Raw genomic sequence first — 16,228 nt, 5'->3', positions numbered from 1 at the left:
CTCGGGATCCAGGTTATTCATGAGCATGCGCAGCGGGGCTTCCGTCTGCCAGGACTTGGCGGTGAGCTCGGTGCCGCGGGCCGCTTTGACCGGGCGGGCACCGGTAGTGAAATCGGCGGGTGCCATGAGGGGCTCCTTCGTGTTGCTGGGTGGTTCGGAGAAGTGCTTCTGTATCAACTAAAGCCCCTCCCGGACAGGCCGGACAGGGCTTTCGAGAGGGTGCTGTCCGGGATTCCAGACGGGGTGCACGCGCGGAATGTGATGGCACCTGCCGGCGCGGGAGATAAACATGGTCCGTCACGGCGGCGGCGTTCGGGCCGCTGAAGGACACAGCTAGCGGTCCGCGAATGCCTCTGACAAAAAGAGCGCCCAGTCGCTGAAAGGGTCCTCGGCTACGGGATGATCCGTCAGTTCGGCCTGGGGCAGCAGGTCCTCGAGTGTCGTGAGGTCCGCGGGTGTCACCAGGTCACTGTCCGTCCCAGGAGTTCCGGGCTCGGCGTGGCCACAGTTGTTCTCGGCCTGCCCGGGGGTGCCGGGCCCAAGGTTCTTGACCATGGCAAGGAGCTGGCTTGGCCACCGCGGGGGTTCCCAGTCGGGTTGTTCACTGGCATATGTGCGGCCCGTGGGCGAGATCCAGCCAGGCGGATGGTTGGCGCTGGCGCCGGTGGGCGTCCATGCGGTGGTATGTCTGAGGCGGTGGTGTTTGGGGCATGGTTGACCGAGGTTGCTGATCCCGGTGGATCCGCCGTGGGCCCAGGCAAGGAGATGGTCTGCGTCGTTGTCCAGGGAATGGTTGCCGCAGCAGGGGAACGTGCATTTCGCGTCCCTCAGCCGCAGCCATTGCCGCAGCGTTTTGGGAATCCGGTAGCTGGTCCGCCCGATCTCCAATGGCGCACCGTCGCGCGGATCAGTCAACACTCTCAGGAACGACGATGCCCCGTCGGCAACAAGGGCGCGCGCCACGGATGGTGGAATCGGGCCGTACCCGTCCAACATGGCCGGCTCCTCGGTCAATCCCAGCAGCGAAAGCACCGGAACGGTGACGAGGACCTGGGCTGCCGGGAACGGAACATCACCAAATGATGGATGGCTTGCCGGCCCGCCCTCCAGCACGCCGTGCAACAAGCCGTCTTCGAGGGCGCCTCCCGGCGCGCCATCCCGCGAGGGTGCCGTCGTCGCTGCCTTTGGCAGTGCCAGACGGCGTTCGTTCGAGTCCAGCGGTGAGGAGCCAGGTGGCGGCGACATCGGCACGAAGCTGCGCGAGGGTTCTGGCCTCCTCCGCTCCCTGCAGTGCTCTTGCGGCGGTGGTGATGCGGTCCCAGATGCCCGCGGCCTGGCCGGCAGGCAGGTAGGCGGAAAGCCAGGCCATGCCGTCGCGGTCCGGGGTGCACTCCACCCGGCGGTCGACGACGCTGCGGGCATGGCGCTTCTCGATGCTCACCGGGTGGTGCCGTTCCCGCCAGATCCGGGCCTTTGCACGGAACCGGGCCGGTGCAAGATCCCCGACCGGGCAGCCCCTGGCGGGAGTGGGCGCCTCCTGGCCCAGGAAATGCGCCTCCATACGCGCAGCACCTCCGGCGTCGAGGTTGGCGGTTTCGTCGATTATGACCCGGGCGTGCTGCCACGAAATGCTCCCGGCCTGCAGCGCGGACAGTGTCAGCGGCAGAGCGGTGGTGAGCGTGTGGGCTTCAGAGAGAAGCGCGCCGGCAGTGCGTTCGCTGACCGTCAGGACACACGCGACCTCAGCCGTCACGGCCATGTCTTGGGCGGTGTGTTCCTGCGGAGACAGTGCGGGTGCGGCCATGGCTCTGGCGGCGTTGGCATATCCTGCGGCAAGGTGCACTCTCAGGGCGGCCATTCTTGCTTCCACCCGGGCCACTTCAGCCATGCCGTCCAGGCACGCATCCGCCTGATCCCGAAGAGGGTCCGCAGCGGCCGGGCCTAGGTTTTTCGCCCCGCCGCGGACCAAAACAGCCAGCGCAGCGACAGAGGCCTCGACGGCCTCCAACGTCTCCACAGCGGCTCTGCTTTCCATACGCAAAGCATCTCAGGAGGCACCGACATTAATGCGGACACAGGCGGGGTCGCTGCGCAGGGCCCCCAGTGTCCTTTCGCGCTCGGCTGCGGCCCGGACAGCAGACAGTCTGGAATCAAAGACAGCAAAGATCCGTGAGGCTCATCACCTGCAGCCCGGAAATGGTCTGCTGGATAGCGATCCCCCTCCCAAAGACGAGAAGGTATTGGCATGCAACAAGCGCCCACAGACAGCAGGACCACCTCAGACGGCGGTGCCACCACAGACGGCACGACAAGGGCGCCGCAGGCCGCGGCCTCCTTCGGCGCCGGGCTGGAGAAAACCGCAGGTGCCGTCCTGAACCGCGGCCTCAACGTGCGCCACATCCGCTTCATGGCCCTGGGCTCGGCGATCGGCACGGGCCTGTTCTATGGCTCGGCCTCCGCCATCCAGAAAGCCGGACCCGCCGTGCTGCTGGCCTACATTATTGGCGGCGCGGCAGTGTTCATGGTGATGCGCGCCCTGGGTGAGATGGCCGTGCGGCATCCCGTCTCGGGCTCCTTCGGGCAGTATGCCGGGCGGTATCTAGGGCCACGGGCCGGTTTCATCACCGGATGGACCTACGTCTTCGAAATGGCGATTGTGGCCATCGCGGACGTCACGGCCTTCAGCATTTACATGGGCTTTTGGTTCCCTGACGTTGACCGCTGGATCTGGATTCTTGCCATCATCTCCTTTTTGGCTGCCCTGAATCTGCTCAGTGTCAAGGTCTTCGGCGAGCTGGAGTTCTGGTTCTCCCTCATCAAGGTGGCGGCCATCATTGCCATGATCGCCGCCGGCGCTGCCATCATCGTCTTCGGCTTCCAGACCGGAGGATCCGCCGCCGCCCCCGGGCTGGGGAACCTCGTCGAACACGGCGGATTCCTTCCCAACGGCTTCGAAGGGCTCCTGGCCTCGTTCGCCGTGGTGATGTTCGCCTTCGGCGGGATCGAGACTATCGGCATCACCGCCGGCGAGGCCGCGGATCCCAAGAAGGTGATCCCGAAGGCCGTCAACACGGTCCCCGTCCGGGTGCTGCTGTTCTACGTGCTGACCCTCGGCGTGCTGATGAGCCTGTTCCCGTGGAATGAAATCGGCAGCAACGGCAGCCCGTTCGTGCAGATCTTCAGCGGACTGGGAATCCCGGCGGCGCCCCACATCCTGAATGCAGTGGTCATCACCGCAGCGCTTTCCGCCATCAACAGCGACATCTTCGGCGCGGGGCGCATCCTGTTCGGGCTGGCGGGCCAGGGCCATGCACCGCAGAGCTTCGGGAAGGTGTCCCGCCACGGCGTTCCCTGGATGACCGTGGTCATGATGGCCGGAATCCTCTTGGCCGGCGTGGTCCTGAACGCGGTGATACCGGAGGACGTCTTTGTACTGATCGCTTCGATCGCCACCTTCGCCACCGTATGGGTCTGGGTGATGATCCTTGCCTCGCACGTTGCCATGAAGCGCGAGATTGCCCGCAGCGGCCTCCCGGCGTCCGAGTTCCCGTCCCCGTGGTGGCCGGCGGCGTCCGTCCTGACCATCGCCTTCATGGCCCTGGTGATCGCCGTCCTGGGAGTCTTCGAGGAGACCCGCGTGGCCCTCTACGTTGGCGGGGCGTGGCTTGCGGCATTGCTGCTGGCCTACCGCCTGTGGGTCCGCGGCCGCGGCCGCGCCCGCGCGGAACTCGTGGATGAGACCGCCCCGCTTCCCGTGGCGAAGGCTGCTCCGGCGGATGTGACGCACGACCGGCTGTAGGCACGCCCATCCGCGGCCGCCGGCGCAGCCCCACCGAACCGGACACCTGAGCCGGACTACCGAACCGGACGACTGCGCCGGACTACTGCGCCGGCCGGCCGTGGATGCGGACCGACAGCTCGTTCGCCACCTTCTGCACCCGGGCGGCGAGCGCCGGCCACTGGTCCGCCGGCAGTTTGTCCTCGAGGAACGTGACGGCGACTGCCGCCGTCGGCCATCCCAGGTGATCGGTGACGGCGGCGGCGATGGAGCCGAAGCCGGGCGTCACCTCTCCGTGTTCCGTGGCGTAGCCGCGCCGGCGGACTTGGTCCAGGTGCGAGGAGAGCGCGGAGTACTTCATGATTGCCCCCTCCACTTCATGCCGGGCGCTGAACGCTGCGGCATTCGGATAGAGCGCCCGGACCTGGGACTTGGGCAGCGCGGCAAGGATGGCGCGGCCGCTCGCGGTGAGGTGGCTCGGAAGCCGGACGCCGACGTCGGTCACCAGGGACGGCCGGTTCTTGGCCCGCTCCTCGACGATGTAGAGCACGTCGCGCCCGTGCAGGACGGCAAGGTGCGCGCTTTCGCCGATCGCATCGACCAGCGAGGCGAGCACGGGCCGTCCGAGCCGGGACAGGGGCTCCTGCCGCGAATAGGCCGAGCTAAGCTCGAAGGCGCTGATGCCCAGGCCGTAACGCTGCTCCTCGTGCAGGTGCAGGACGAAACCGTTCGCCTCCATCACCCCAAGGAGGTGGTACACGCTGGAACGCGGCAGTCCCAGCGCCGTGGCAATGTTCGACGCCGCCATCGGCCCCCGCTTGGAGGCCAGCAGTTTGAGGATGCGGAGGGTATTTTCGGCCGCCGGAACTTTCGACGTCACCTTCACCGCCGTCGAGCGGGCCGCTGATTCCCGCCGCGCTGGCGCAGTGTCTGCCATGTGTTCCTCCGTCGTTACGGCCGTCGTTACGGTCCAAAAGAGGCCCCGAAAGGCTTTCTGTCCGGGATACCGTACTTATGCGTGACTTAATCGTGCACCTTGCCCATGGCTCAGAAACACCCCCAAACGGGCACTGCGTCTGGAATCCCAGATACCCCTTTTCCTCTTCCGCAGCCAAAGGACCCTGGGTTAGCGTTAGGCATGGACTTGCCGCTGGACGGGAAAGTGGCCCTCGTCGCGGGGGCCACGAGGGGCGCGGGGCGTGGAACGGCGGTGGCCCTCGGCGAGGCCGGGGCCACTGTCTACTGCACCGGGCGCACAACGCGGCACCGCACCTCGGAGTACGGCCGGCAGGAAACCATCGAGGAGACGGCGGAACTGGTGACTGCCGCAGGCGGCACCGGTATCGCCGTCGAGGTGGACCATCTGCAGGCGGCCGACGTGGAAGCGCTGGTGCGGCGCATCGATGACGAGCAGGGGCGCCTGGATGTCCTCGTCAACGACGTTTGGGGCGGTGAAAACCTCGTTGAGTGGAACACGCCCGTGTGGGAGCACAGCCTGGACGCCGGGCTGAAGATGCTGCACGGCGCCGTGGACACCCACCTCGTCACAAGCCACTTCGCCTTGCCCCTGCTCATCCGGCGTCCGGGCGGGCTTGTGGTGGAAATGACCGACGGAACCCGGGAGTACAACGCAACCCACTACCGGCTTTCGGCGTTCTACGACCTCGCCAAGTGGGCGGTGCTGCGTCTCGCCTTCAGCCAGGCAGAGGACTTGAAACCCTTCCAGTGCACAGCGGTGGCATTGACTCCCGGGTGGATGCGTTCGGAAATGATGCTGGAGCACTATGGGGTGACCGAGGCGAACTGGCGGGACGCAGCGGCGGTAAACCCGCACTTCGCCGCGATCTCGGAAAGCCCTCGCTTCGTCGGCCGCGCCGTTGCGGCACTCGCGGCCGACCCGGACCTGGCCAGCCGCACAGGGGGTTCGTTCTCCTCCGGCGGCCTGGCCCGGGAGTACGGATTCACCGATGTCGACGGGTCGCGGCCGGACTGCTGGCGCTACCTCACAGAGGTGCAGGACGCTGGCCTGCCGGCGGCAAGCCAAGGATACCGCTGAGGCCAGTGCTTTGGCGGCATCCCGGCACGGCGATTTCCAAAAACAGGTAGTTGATGCCTGTTCCGAGAGGCGCCCACGGGAGAAGTGAGGTACTTGCTACTCGTGTGGCTCTTGGTGTGACTGTCTACTGTTGTCCGCACGGTGCACTCCCGGATCGGAGCTCCCTCCGACAATCGCAACCGGATCCCGCACCGCCAGTGAATCGACGCCAGGTCACACTGCGAAGGAGTGGTCACGATGATCCAGTTCACCGCCGATGCCCCCATCCGAACCGGACGGCTGTCCGGGTTCCTGACTAAGACACTGAGCCGCGCACGCACGGCGGCCATCCCCTACAAGATCGGCGACGCCGTGGTGGGCGATGATCCCTTCAATGGCAGGAGGGAAGGCATCGTGGAGATCCGCAACGGAACGTCGGTGGGCCTGAGGTCGGGCGGCCGCGTCTATTTCTATGACCACCGGCAGCTGAGGCGGCCGGAGTAGCCGGTGGCCAGCATGCCGTCCCGACGAAGGAGCGCGTTTCCATGTCCATTGCCAATTTGCCTACCGCCTACCTGACCATCGCCGAAGTCGCGGCAGCGCTGCGGGTTTCCAAGATGACCGTCTACCGGCTGGTCAAGTCCCACGCCCTGGCCTCCGTCCGCTTCGGAAAGTCATACCGCATTCCCGAATCAGCCGTGGAGGACTACATCAGGCAGGCCGAAACCCCGGCCGAGTAGCAGCGGGGCCAGATCCCGGCGGACGGGCAGGGCTCACGCGGCCTTCGGAAAAACTCCGGCCCCCGCGAGCCCGGAGCGCGGTGCAGTCTCCACCTTGGCACAGATCCAGCGGCCGAGTTCCGTAGCGGCCACCGGGTCGATGGAGGTCTCGAACCCCGCGCGACCCAGCATCCACACCAGGTCCTCGGTGGAAATGTTGCCGGCGGCGCCCGGGGCAAAGGGGCAGCCGCCCAGGCCTCCGACCGCGCTGTCAAAAACCCCGACGCCGGCCGCCATGGCCGCGTAGGTATTGGCCAGGGCGGTGTGGCGGGTTTCGTGCAGGTGCGCCCGCAACTGCACGCCCGTTTCCGAGCGCAGCTCGCCGAACACGTCGCCGACCTGCCAGGGGACGGCACAGCCGATGGTATCCGCGAGGGCAACCTCCGCCAGCGCCCCGCGCTGAAGTGCGCTGCGGACCACAGCGAGAGTCTGTTCCTTGGGGACGTCGCCCTGGTAGGGGCAGCCGAAAGCGACGGCAGCGGTCACCGTGAGCGGAATCGAAGCTCCGGCGGCGATCGATGACACTTCCTCGAGTGCATCGAGGGCCGCGGCCACGGTGGTGTTCTGGTTCGCGGCGGCGAAGGCGTCAGTCACCGGCAGCACGTAGTTCATCTCGTCCACGCCGGCATCCACGGCCCGGACGGCGCCCCTGGTGTTCAAAACCAACCCGATGAAGCTGGCCCCGGCATCCCGGGGCACGCCCTCCATGACCGCATCCGCGTCGGCCATCTGCGGGACCTTCCTCGGATTCACAAAGCTGACCGCCTCAATGCGCCTGGCGCCCAAGGCGATGAGTTCGTTGATGAGCCGCAGCTTGTCCTGAGTGGTGACCGGAACCTTTTCGTTCTGGAGCCCGTCCCGCGGACTGACGTCCACGATGGAAACTGCCCTCGAAGCCTGTGGGTCATTCATCAGATGGCACCTTCATCCTTGGCGTCCTGCAGTTCCTTGTCAGAGAGCTTGAGCAGCCCCGCGTATATATCCCGGTTGTGGGAGCCCGGCACCAGGGGCCCGCTCCAGCCGATCTCCCCTGTGCTGCGGGTCAGCCTGGGAATGATTCCGGGCTGGACCACGGTGCCCAGCTGCTCGTCCGGCACCTCCACCAGCATCCCCCTGGCACGCAGTTGGGGGTCCTCGAAGATGTCTTCAATGCTGCTGACCGGGCTGTTGGGCACTGAGTATCCGTCCAGGAGCGAGGTCAGCTCCTCATGACGAAACCCCGCCGCCCATTCGGCAATCAGTGATTCCAGCTCTTCCTGGTGGGCCCCCCGGGCCGCATGGTTTCTGTACCGCGCGTCCGACGCCAACTCCGGCCTGCCCATGGCGGCAGCCAGCCGCACGAACACCGAGTCCTGGTTCGCAGCGATGACCACCCACTTGCCGTCGCTGGAACGGAAGATGTTCGACGGCGCGATCCCCTTGAGTCCCGAGCCACTGGGTCCCGGGACAACCCCGGTTGCCGCGTAGTCCGGCACGGCGCTCTCCAGGAGCGAAAAGCAGGCTTCCACGAGGGACACGTCCACCACCTGGCCCGTTCCTCCCCGGGCGTCCCGCCAATACAGGGCCAGCAGGATCCCCTGCAACGCATAGAGCGACGCGAGGCTGTCCCCCAGCGAAATGCCTGTGCGCGGAGGTGCCTGGTCCGGGTAGCCGTTGAGGTACCGCAGGCCTCCGCGCGCTTCGGCGACTGAAGCGTAGCCCGGCTTTTGCGCATCCGGCCCGGTCTGGCCGTAGCCGGACACCCTGGCAATAATGAGCCCCGGATTCACCTTCCAGAGTTCCTCGGGTGCAAGTGCCAGCTTCTCGAGGGTTCCAGGCCGGAAGTTCTCCAGGATGACATCTGCCTCCTTGCAGAGCTCCAGGAACAGCCCGCGCCCGCGCGGAGATTTGAGGTCGAGCGTCACGCATTTCTTGCCGCGCGACTGCACGGACCACCAGAGCGTGTGCCCGTGGACCCTCGCCCGGCCCCATTCCCGCATGGGATCCGGCCGGTCCGGCGACTCAATCTTGATGACTTCCGCACCGAAGTCGGCAAGCTGACGGCCCGCAAAGGGACCCGCGATCAGGGAACCAAGTTCAAGGACGCGCACGCCGGCCAAGGGACCGGCGGTGTGCGGGGTATCGGGCCGGGCGGCGGTGCGCGTGGTGGTCTCGGGAACCTTCGCCATCTTTGGGACTCCTGTTCTGCCGGCGTCGGCATAATCCGGGCAGATGCTGCGGATTAGGTTAGCGGGGAGCCTATGGAGCCGTTCTTCTCTGGCACCAGAGTCTTTCATATTGTGGACCTAAATCCACGATGCGGATAGACCCTCCTGCGGAATCGTTCCTCCGATGACCCTCGTTGACTCTTCGGCCGCGGCCAGGACGGCTTCCACCCAGGAGGCGCACACGTCGTAGGGCATCCTCATCGCGGGCCCCATGACCGTCAAGGCGCCGAAGAGTTCAGCCTGGGGCCCGAAGATCGGAGCCGAGATCCCGCTCGCCCCCGAAACGCGCTCACCCGTGGTGATGGCGAACCCCTCCGCCTTGGTTTTGGCTACGGCCGCCTCCAGGCTTGCGGCGTCCGTGATCGTCTGGTCCGTCAGGGAGTGGAGCCCCGAGCGGTATACCTGTTCGGCCACATCAGGGTTCCAGGCCAGGAGGACCCGGCCGGCCGAACCCACGTGCAGCGGCATGATTTCGCCCACCTGGACCACCCGCCTCAGCATCCGCCGGGTCTCAGCAAGGGCAATGCAAACCCGCTTCCCCTGGGACTCCCGGAAGATGCAGGCCGTCTCTCCGAGTTCGTCACGCAGCCTCCGCAGCACGGGAGTGAGCAATTCGAGGAAGTCGAGCCCCTGGGTGGCAGGGGCCGCCCAGTGGGCCATCCGGACTCCGACGCGGAACCGGTCCCCATGGCGGTCCAGGATGCCCTCCTGAACCATGTTCGCAACGAGGCGCTGAACCGTGGAATGGGGTACGCCGGTAGCCGACCGGATTTCGGTCAGCGAAAGCTCAGGCTGGGCGAGCGAAAAGGCGTCCAGGATGGACGTGATCTTTCGAAGCACCAGCAAAGGCGTGACCGAGGTTTCGTTGGAACTCATGGACAAAGTGTAGGAGCCCGCGGCCCGTTGAGTGTGACCTGGGTTACTGCTACCATCAAGTCCACATCATGATGGTGAACCCACGATGTGAAAACAATGTCCAAATCGTCAGAGCCGACGCAGCGGGCGTGGAAGCGACGCAACACGTTCCTCCGACCATGAGAATCCGCAGCGATAGCAATCGGCCAGCGCCGGCCGGGAAGAGTGCAATGATGCCAGCTGCACAAGCAGACACGTCAACGTACGCGGTGGAGCTCACCGGGTGCACCAAGCAATTCCCCACGCCCGGGGGCGAAACCTACGTCGCTGTCCGCGACATCAACCTCAAGGTCGAACCCGGCCGGTTCGTCTCGATTGTCGGCCCCACCGGCTCCGGCAAATCCACGATCCTCAACATGGCGGCCGGGCTCCTGGATCCCAGCTCGGGCGGCGTGAAGAGCTTTGGGCAACCCGTGAGCGGAGTAAACCGCCGGGCCTCCTACATGTTCCAGCAGGACCCCCTCCTGCCGTGGAAGACGGTGATCGACAACGTGAGTCTCGGCCTGACCATGGCCGGCGTGTCGAAGGCAGAGGCCCATGCGGAATCGCGGCGCTGGCTCGAGAAGGTAGGGCTCAAGAATTTCGCGGACCGCTACCCGCACCAGCTCAGCGGCGGCATGCGCAAGCGCACAGCCATCGCCCAGGCCTGGATCGTCAATCCCGACATCCTGCTCATGGACGAGCCCTTTTCGGCCCTCGACGTGCAGACGCGCCAGATCATGGAGAACGAGCTTCTGCAGCTCTGGCAGGAATCCGGCAAAGCCGTCGTCTTCATCACCCATGACCTGGACGAAGCGATCGCGTTATCCGATGAAGTCGTCATCCTTGGGGCGGGCCCCGGAAGCACCGTGGTGGGAAGCTACACAATCGACATCCCCCGCCCGCGTGATCTCCTCGACATCCGCGACGATCCCAAATTCGTTACTCTTCACCGCGAAATCTGGGGCAGGTTGAAGATCGAAGTCTCAAAGACCTACGAAACGGCACTGGCGGAAGAAGGCGAAGTCGCGTGACTCTCCTCGGATCAAGGAAAAACGGGCCTTCGGCGGCACAGGACGGGAGCGTTGCCCGCCGCCGCCCGCGCGGCGGGGAGATGTCTGCGCTGGCGATGCGGAGCACGCAACTCCTCCTCACCGTTGCGGTCCTGGGCGCCTGGGAGCTTTCTGCGCGGGCCGGGATCGTGGACGAATTCTTCTTCCCGCTTCCGTCGGACATCTTCCAGACAGTGTGGGTGTGGGTGTCGTCGGGGTTCGTGTTCCCACACCTGTGGGTCACCATGCAGGAGGCCATCCTGGCATTTCTGGTGGGTGCCGCCGTCGGCCTTCTCCTGGGTTTCGTCCTTGCGAGGGTACGCTTCCTCGAGAGGCTCCTGGACCCGTTCCTGCAGATGTTCAACGCTCTTCCCCGCGTGGTGCTGGCCCCGATCTTCCTGCTCTGGTTCGGGCTGGGAATCTGGTCAAAGGTCGCCTTCGGCTTCACGCTGGTGTTCTTCATTGTTTTCTTCAACACCCTCGAGGGCGTCAAGAGCGTTGACCGCGTTCTGGTGGACAATGCACGGATGCTGGGGGCGTCCGAAAAGCAGCTCCTCCGCCATGTGTTTATCCCCAGCGCGCTGACGTGGATCTTCTCGAGCCTGCACATCAGTGTGGGCTTCGCCATCACGGGCGCCGTGGTGGGCGAATACCTCGGCGCGTCCGCCGGCGTCGGCTACGCGATCGCCCAGGCCCAGGGCGTCTTCGACACCAAGGGCGTCTTTGCCGGGATGTTCATCCTGATGATCGTGGTCCTGATCATCGACCTCCTCGTCAACCGCCTGGAACGGCACCTGCTCCGGTGGCGCCCAGTCCGGTCCTCCTAACAGACCAGACCCCCTGCACGGCCCGGCCCTGCAGGGCGTGAACCACGCACCATCACCGCCTGAAAGGGATACCCGATGACACAGACCACAAACCGGCAAAGGCGCCGGGGCATCATCCGGCCGCTGGCCCTCGTTGCCGCTCTTGCTCTTGCACTCTCCGCCTGCGGCGCTCCGGCCGCTGCGCCTCCGGGCCAGACCGGCACCGGAGCCGCCGGTGGTGGCGGCGGAGGCTCCAAGGTGGTCATCGGCATCGGCGGCCAGACCCTTCTGACCTACCTTCCGACCACCCTGGCGCAGGAGCTGGGCTACTACCAGGACGAGGGTGTGAACGTCGAACTCCAGGACCTCCAGGGCGGATCCAAGGCTCTGACGGCCATGATCGGTGGCAGCACGCACGTGACCAGCGGTTACTACGAGCACACGATCCAGATGCAGGCGAAGAACCAGAAGGTCAAGGCCTTCGTTGACATGGGCGAGTCCTCGGGCCTTGCCTTGCTCGTGGCGCCGAAGAACGAGGGCAAGATCAAGTCCATCGCAGACCTCAAGGGCAAGAACGTCGGCGTGACGTCTCCGGGGTCCTCCACGGACATGTTCGTCAAGTTCCTGCTGGCCAAGAACGGCATGCAGCAGACGGATGCCGCGGTTTCCGCCATCGGAGCCGGTTCCTCCGCTGTTGCCGCCATGGAACAGGGCCAGGTGGATGCCGCAGTAATGCTCGAACCTGACATCTCCGTTCTGACCAAGCGGATCGGACACGAACCTGTGCTTCTGGAGGATGTCCGCACTGCAGAGGGGCTCAGGGAAGTGTTCGACACCGACTCCTGGCCTTCCTCGAGCCTTTACGCCAAGACCGAATGGTTGGACCAGAACAAGGAGACGGCCGGCAAGCTCGCCAAGGCCATCAAGCGCACCCTTGAATACATCGACGGACATTCCGGTGAGGAGATCGCGGCGGCGATGCCGGAGAAATTCTCGGGCGGAGACAAGGCTCTGTACGCCAAGGTGATCGAGGAGCTGAAGGCCACGCTGAGCAAGGATGGTGCCTTCACCGAGGAAGGCGCCCAGGCGGTGCTGAAGACCCAGCAGGTGGCCAACCCTGAAGTCGGGAACAAGGAGATCAAGCTGGAGGAAACCTACACGAATGAATTCTTGAAGTAGAGGCATGGGGCGGGCCGGGTCATCCAAACGGATGGCGGGCCCGCCTCACCCGCCCGGCGCGTCCCGCCGCCGGAAGTCCCCGGGCCACTCGGCCTTGCGGATCCTCCCCAGCTCCTGGACCGTTCCGAGGTGCCCCCACTCATCCCGCCCGAGCCGCGCGAGTGGTCCGAGGAGGTCGATCCGCGGGTGGCTCCCTTCCAGAACCGCGGTGGAGATGGCGGCATGGGTGACCTCGCCGAACACCAGGACGCAGTCGCCCATCTCCAGGGTTGAATGCAACCGGCATTCGAGGGCCACCGGAGACTCCGCCACCCGCGGCACGCTGACCGTCAGGCCCGGTTCGCGGGTCACGCCGGCGGCGTCGAACTCGCTGACGTCGGGCGGAAAGTTGGTGCCCGTAGCATTGACCTCGGCCATGAACTCAGCCGGCGCGAGATTGATCACGAACTCCCCGCGTGCCGAGATGTTCCGCAGCGAATCCTTCCTGCCCACCGAAGTGAACTGGATGATCGGCGGCGTCACAGAGGCGACGGTGAAGAAGGAATGGGGCGCGAGATTGTCCACACCCTCGGCGGAGGTGCTGGACACCCAGGCGATGGGGCGGGGAACAACAACGGCCGTCAGCAGCCGGTAGAACTCCGCAGACGGCAACTCAGCGGGACTGAAATCCTTGCGCATTCCGCCAGCTTAGCCGGGTGTTTTCTACCGGGCGGACCAGCCGCCGTCCATGGTGTAGCTCGCGCCGGTGACCATCCCGGCGTCGTCCGACGCCAGCCACCCAACAAGGGAGGCGACTTCCTCCGGCTCCACCAGCCGTTTGATGGCGGACTCCGTCAGCATGACCTTGGCGAGGACCTCCGATTCGGGGATGCCGTGCACCCGGGCCTGGTCGGCAATCTGCTTTTCCACGAGCGGCGTGCGGACGTACCCGGGATTGATGCAGTTGGACGTGACGCCGTGCTCCCCGCCCTCCAGCGCCGTTACTTTGCTCAGTCCTTCCAGCCCGTGCTTCGCGGAGACGTAGGCGCTCTTGAACGGCGAGGCCCGGATCCCGTGCACGGAGGACACGTTGATGATACGGCCGAAGCCATTGGCATACATGTGCGGGAGGGATGCCCGCACCAGCAGGAAGGGCGCCTCAAGCATCAGGGTGAGGATCCGGCGGAAGGCAGCCGGCTCGAAGTCCTCGATGGGGCCGATGTGCTGGATGCCAGCGTTGTTAACCAGGATGTCGCAGTCCAGGCTCAGCGCCGCCAGGGCATCCACGTCCAGGAGGTCCACGCCCCAGGCCGTGCCGCCCAGCTCGTCGGCGAGGGCTGCGGCTCCCGCCTCGTCCACGTCGGCCACCACCACTTTGGCGCCACGGGCAGCGAGCTCCCGCGCACAGGCCGCGCCTATCCCGCTGGCGCCGCCGGTCACCACGGCCTTGCGGCCGTTCAGGGTCTTTCCGCTCATGTTCTGCTCCTCTAAGTGTCCGCGCTGACACGTGCCGCATCACGGCACTTCCGGTTCACCTGAGTATTGCTGCAGAGACTTCCCGGCTCAATAGCTAATCCGGCACGTAATTCGTGCAAAATTGCAGATATGGAAGCCAACCCCGATGACCTGCTGGTCCTGCTCGCGGTGTCCCGTTCGGCGAAATTCACGACGGCGGCCCAGGTGTTGGGGCTGAACCACACCACAGTGTCCCGCAGGATCGCGGCCCTGGAAAAGGCGCTCGGAGGGCGCGTCCTCTCCCGGGCGGCGGGCGGCTGGGAACTGACCGAACTTGGCGCGCAGGCGGCCATGGTTGCCGAACAGGTTGAAACCGCGGTGCGCGCCCTCGGGCCTTCCGGCCGCCCGCCCGACCCGGTGACCGGCGTCGTGCGCATGACCGCAACGGACGGCTTCAGCGCGTACATCGCCGCTCCGGCGGTCGCCAAGCTGCGGCGGGACCACCCCGGCCTCAGCGTGGAGATCGTCACTGTCACGAGGCGGGCGCTGCAGCAGCGCTCCGGGCTCGACATCGAGGTGGTGGTGGGTGAGCCGCAGGTGCACCGGGCCGAGGCCTTCCGTCTCGGCGAATACGTGCTGGGCATGTACGCCTCCCGCTCGTACCTGATGGAGAACGGAACCCCGGACTCGGTGGAGTCCCTGACAACGCATCCGCTGGTGTACTTCGTGGACTCCATGCTGCAGGTGGACGACCTCGACGCTCCGCGGCGCCTGGTGCCGGCGATGCGGGACGGCGTGAGCTCCACCAACGTGTTCGTCCATGTGGAGGCCACGCGGGCGGGCGCCGGCATCGGGTTCCTGCCGTGCTTCATGGGAGACCGGCACGATGACCTCGTGCGCCTCCTGCCGGAACAGTTCGCGGAGCGCCTCCCCTACTGGATGGTGCTCCGGCCGGACTCCATGCGGCGGCCCGCCGTCGCGGCCGTGGTCCAGGCAGTGCGCGAAGAGGTGACGGCAAACCGGGAGTCGCTGCTGGGGCGCGGCAGAACCCCATCGATTGCTCCGTAACTGCCCTTTTGAAGCATGGGAAGGGCAGTTACGGAGCAGTCGATGGAGGTAAGGGCGGGGGAGGCGGCGGATCGCGGCGGACCGATGCCCCGGTGGCGAAGGCGCGGACTCGTGTGTCGTCCCAGATGTGGGCGGGGACGGCGCCCCCGAGGAGCCGGCGGGCCAGGTGGGGATCGTCGTCGAACGGCCGGTCGCTGCCGGCCATCACCATGTTGCCGTAGCGGCGTCCCTTGAGCATGGCCGGATCAGCGATGATCACGGTGTGTTTAAAGGCGGCGGCGATGGTGGCGGCATCCTCGCGAGCACTCTTGAGGTCCGGCCCGTCCCCCGAATTCACGACATACAGGCCGCCCGGAGCCAGCACCCGCTTCACGTGTTCGGTGAATTCGGCCGTGGTCAGCGGCCGCGGTGTGAATGCACCGGCGAAGACGTCCCTGATGATGAAGTCGCGGGTCTCCGGCGTCAGCGTTTCGGTCACGGCCCGGGCCTCCCCGACGCGAAGGCGCAACAGCGGCGCTTTGGGGAGGTCAAACCAGCCGCGGACATATTCGGCGAGTTTCCCGTCCAGTTCAACCACCACCTGCCGTGCCTCGGGATAGGCGGCGTGGAAGTAACGGGCCAGCGAACAGGCGCCGCCGCCAAGGTGGAGGCCGCGCAGCCTGGGCCGGGATTCCGGAGGCCAGCGGGACTCGATGAGGGCGGCCATCCAGCGCATGTACTCGAAGTCAAGAAACAGCGGATCGGCGAGGTCGATGTGCGAGCTCATCACACCGTTGATGCGCAGCAGCCAGCCGCTGGAATTGTCCTGGTCCGCGATCAGTTCGCAGTCTCCGGTGTCGATGTAGTAGACGCCCTCCACGGGTCCGTCCGGGCGGGCACCCTTGGGCAGCTCCACGACTCCACGGGCGCCGGCGTCGGCTGTCCGGCCGCTGGCCTTGCCGCGCCGTGCCATCAGTTTTCCGCCGCTTCGGTCATGCCTCAACCCTAGTTGACGGC

16 protein-coding genes and 1 pseudogene are annotated in these 16,228 nt (G+C 66.0%); 8 read left to right on the top strand and 9 right to left on the bottom strand.

Annotated elements, in window-relative coordinates; genetic code table 11:
* Positions 1 to 126, bottom strand: a 126-nt coding sequence (locus JYA52_RS05360; RefSeq protein WP_205651616.1) for a hypothetical protein, incomplete at its 3' end; no start/stop codon positions are given.
* Between the two features lie 207 nt (positions 127 to 333).
* Positions 334 to 2,035: pseudogene (locus JYA52_RS05355) on the bottom strand (HNH endonuclease signature motif containing protein).
* 210 nt (positions 2,036 to 2,245) lie between these two features.
* On the opposite strand from JYA52_RS05355, the gene JYA52_RS05350 reads away from it, so the two are divergent.
* Positions 2,246 to 3,799, top strand: coding sequence for an amino acid permease (locus tag JYA52_RS05350; RefSeq protein WP_240459972.1), 1,554 nt, complete (start codon positions 2,246 to 2,248; stop codon positions 3,797 to 3,799).
* 82 nt (positions 3,800 to 3,881) lie between these two features.
* Here JYA52_RS05350 and JYA52_RS05345 read toward each other — a convergent pair whose 3' ends face one another.
* Positions 3,882 to 4,715, bottom strand: a complete 834-nt coding sequence (locus tag JYA52_RS05345) for an IclR family transcriptional regulator (protein ID WP_205652168.1) — start codon at positions 4,713 to 4,715, stop codon at positions 3,882 to 3,884.
* 201 nt (positions 4,716 to 4,916) lie between these two features.
* On the opposite strand from JYA52_RS05345, the gene JYA52_RS05340 reads away from it, so the two are divergent.
* The 3 genes from JYA52_RS05340 (at position 4,917) to JYA52_RS05330 (ending at position 6,553) form a co-directional block, all read left to right on the top strand.
* Positions 4,917 to 5,834: an SDR family oxidoreductase gene (locus tag JYA52_RS05340; RefSeq protein WP_205652167.1), complete on the top strand. Its 918-nt coding sequence runs from the start codon at positions 4,917 to 4,919 to the stop codon at positions 5,832 to 5,834.
* Positions 5,835 to 6,071: 237 nt separating this feature from the next.
* Complete coding sequence (locus tag JYA52_RS05335; protein WP_205652166.1) at positions 6,072 to 6,317, top strand: hypothetical protein; 246 nt, start codon at positions 6,072 to 6,074, stop codon at positions 6,315 to 6,317.
* Between the two features lie 41 nt (positions 6,318 to 6,358).
* Positions 6,359 to 6,553: a helix-turn-helix domain-containing protein gene (locus JYA52_RS05330; RefSeq protein ID WP_205652165.1), complete on the top strand. Its 195-nt coding sequence runs from the start codon at positions 6,359 to 6,361 to the stop codon at positions 6,551 to 6,553.
* A 33-nt stretch (positions 6,554 to 6,586) separates the two neighbouring features.
* On the opposite strand, the gene JYA52_RS05325 is transcribed toward JYA52_RS05330, so the two are convergent.
* From JYA52_RS05325 to JYA52_RS05315, 3 genes are all read right to left on the bottom strand, one after another.
* Positions 6,587 to 7,504, bottom strand: coding sequence for a hydroxymethylglutaryl-CoA lyase (locus tag JYA52_RS05325; protein ID WP_205652164.1), 918 nt, complete (start codon positions 7,502 to 7,504; stop codon positions 6,587 to 6,589).
* A complete protein-coding gene (locus JYA52_RS05320) occupies positions 7,504 to 8,760 on the bottom strand; it encodes a CaiB/BaiF CoA transferase family protein (RefSeq protein WP_205652163.1) in 1,257 nt (418 codons plus the stop codon). The genes JYA52_RS05325 and JYA52_RS05320 overlap by 1 nt, the downstream gene beginning before the upstream one ends.
* Before the next feature lie 117 nt (positions 8,761 to 8,877).
* Positions 8,878 to 9,675 carry an IclR family transcriptional regulator gene (locus JYA52_RS05315; protein WP_205652162.1) on the bottom strand — a complete coding sequence of 266 codons (798 nt, stop codon included), beginning with the start codon at positions 9,673 to 9,675 and terminating at the stop codon, positions 8,878 to 8,880.
* A gap of 212 nt (positions 9,676 to 9,887) precedes the next feature.
* Here JYA52_RS05315 and JYA52_RS05310 point away from each other — a divergent pair, with 212 nt between their 5' ends.
* The 3 genes from JYA52_RS05310 to JYA52_RS05300 all read left to right on the top strand — a co-directional run bounded on the left by JYA52_RS05310 (position 9,888) and on the right by JYA52_RS05300 (position 12,730).
* Positions 9,888 to 10,727, top strand: coding sequence for an ABC transporter ATP-binding protein (locus JYA52_RS05310; protein WP_205652161.1), 840 nt, complete (start codon positions 9,888 to 9,890; stop codon positions 10,725 to 10,727).
* Positions 10,724 to 11,572, top strand: coding sequence for an ABC transporter permease (locus JYA52_RS05305; RefSeq protein ID WP_205652160.1), 849 nt, complete (start codon positions 10,724 to 10,726; stop codon positions 11,570 to 11,572). The genes JYA52_RS05310 and JYA52_RS05305 overlap by 4 nt, the downstream gene beginning before the upstream one ends.
* 75 nt (positions 11,573 to 11,647) lie before the next feature.
* Positions 11,648 to 12,730, top strand: coding sequence for an ABC transporter substrate-binding protein (locus JYA52_RS05300; protein WP_205652159.1), 1,083 nt, complete (start codon positions 11,648 to 11,650; stop codon positions 12,728 to 12,730).
* Between the two features lie 45 nt (positions 12,731 to 12,775).
* On the opposite strand, the gene JYA52_RS05295 is transcribed toward JYA52_RS05300, so the two are convergent.
* Entirely contained in the window at positions 12,776 to 13,408 is a 633-nt protein-coding gene (locus JYA52_RS05295; RefSeq protein WP_205652158.1) for a flavin reductase family protein, read from the bottom strand.
* Positions 13,409 to 13,432: 24 nt separating this feature from the next.
* A complete protein-coding gene (locus tag JYA52_RS05290; protein ID WP_205652157.1) occupies positions 13,433 to 14,185 on the bottom strand; it encodes a 3-hydroxybutyrate dehydrogenase in 753 nt (250 codons plus the stop codon).
* 129 nt (positions 14,186 to 14,314) lie between these two features.
* Here JYA52_RS05290 and JYA52_RS05285 point away from each other — a divergent pair, with 129 nt between their 5' ends.
* Complete coding sequence (locus JYA52_RS05285; protein ID WP_205652156.1) at positions 14,315 to 15,232, top strand: LysR family transcriptional regulator; 918 nt, start codon at positions 14,315 to 14,317, stop codon at positions 15,230 to 15,232.
* Between the two features lie 28 nt (positions 15,233 to 15,260).
* Here the strand turns inward: JYA52_RS05285 and JYA52_RS05280 are convergent, their stop codons facing one another.
* The gene (locus tag JYA52_RS05280) at positions 15,261 to 16,184 is read right to left on the bottom strand and encodes a spermidine synthase (protein ID WP_205652155.1); all 924 of its coding nucleotides are present in this window, start codon (positions 16,182 to 16,184) and stop codon (positions 15,261 to 15,263) included.
* Positions 16,185 to 16,228: the final 44 nt, after the last annotated feature.

Origin of the sequence: Arthrobacter pascens (assembly GCF_017052465.1) — a bacterium.
In the GTDB taxonomy this organism is placed as follows: domain Bacteria; phylum Actinomycetota; class Actinomycetes; order Actinomycetales; family Micrococcaceae; genus Arthrobacter; species Arthrobacter pascens.
Note: the sequence above shows the minus strand (reverse complement) of the source record. Positions and strands in the feature narration are given on the sequence as shown.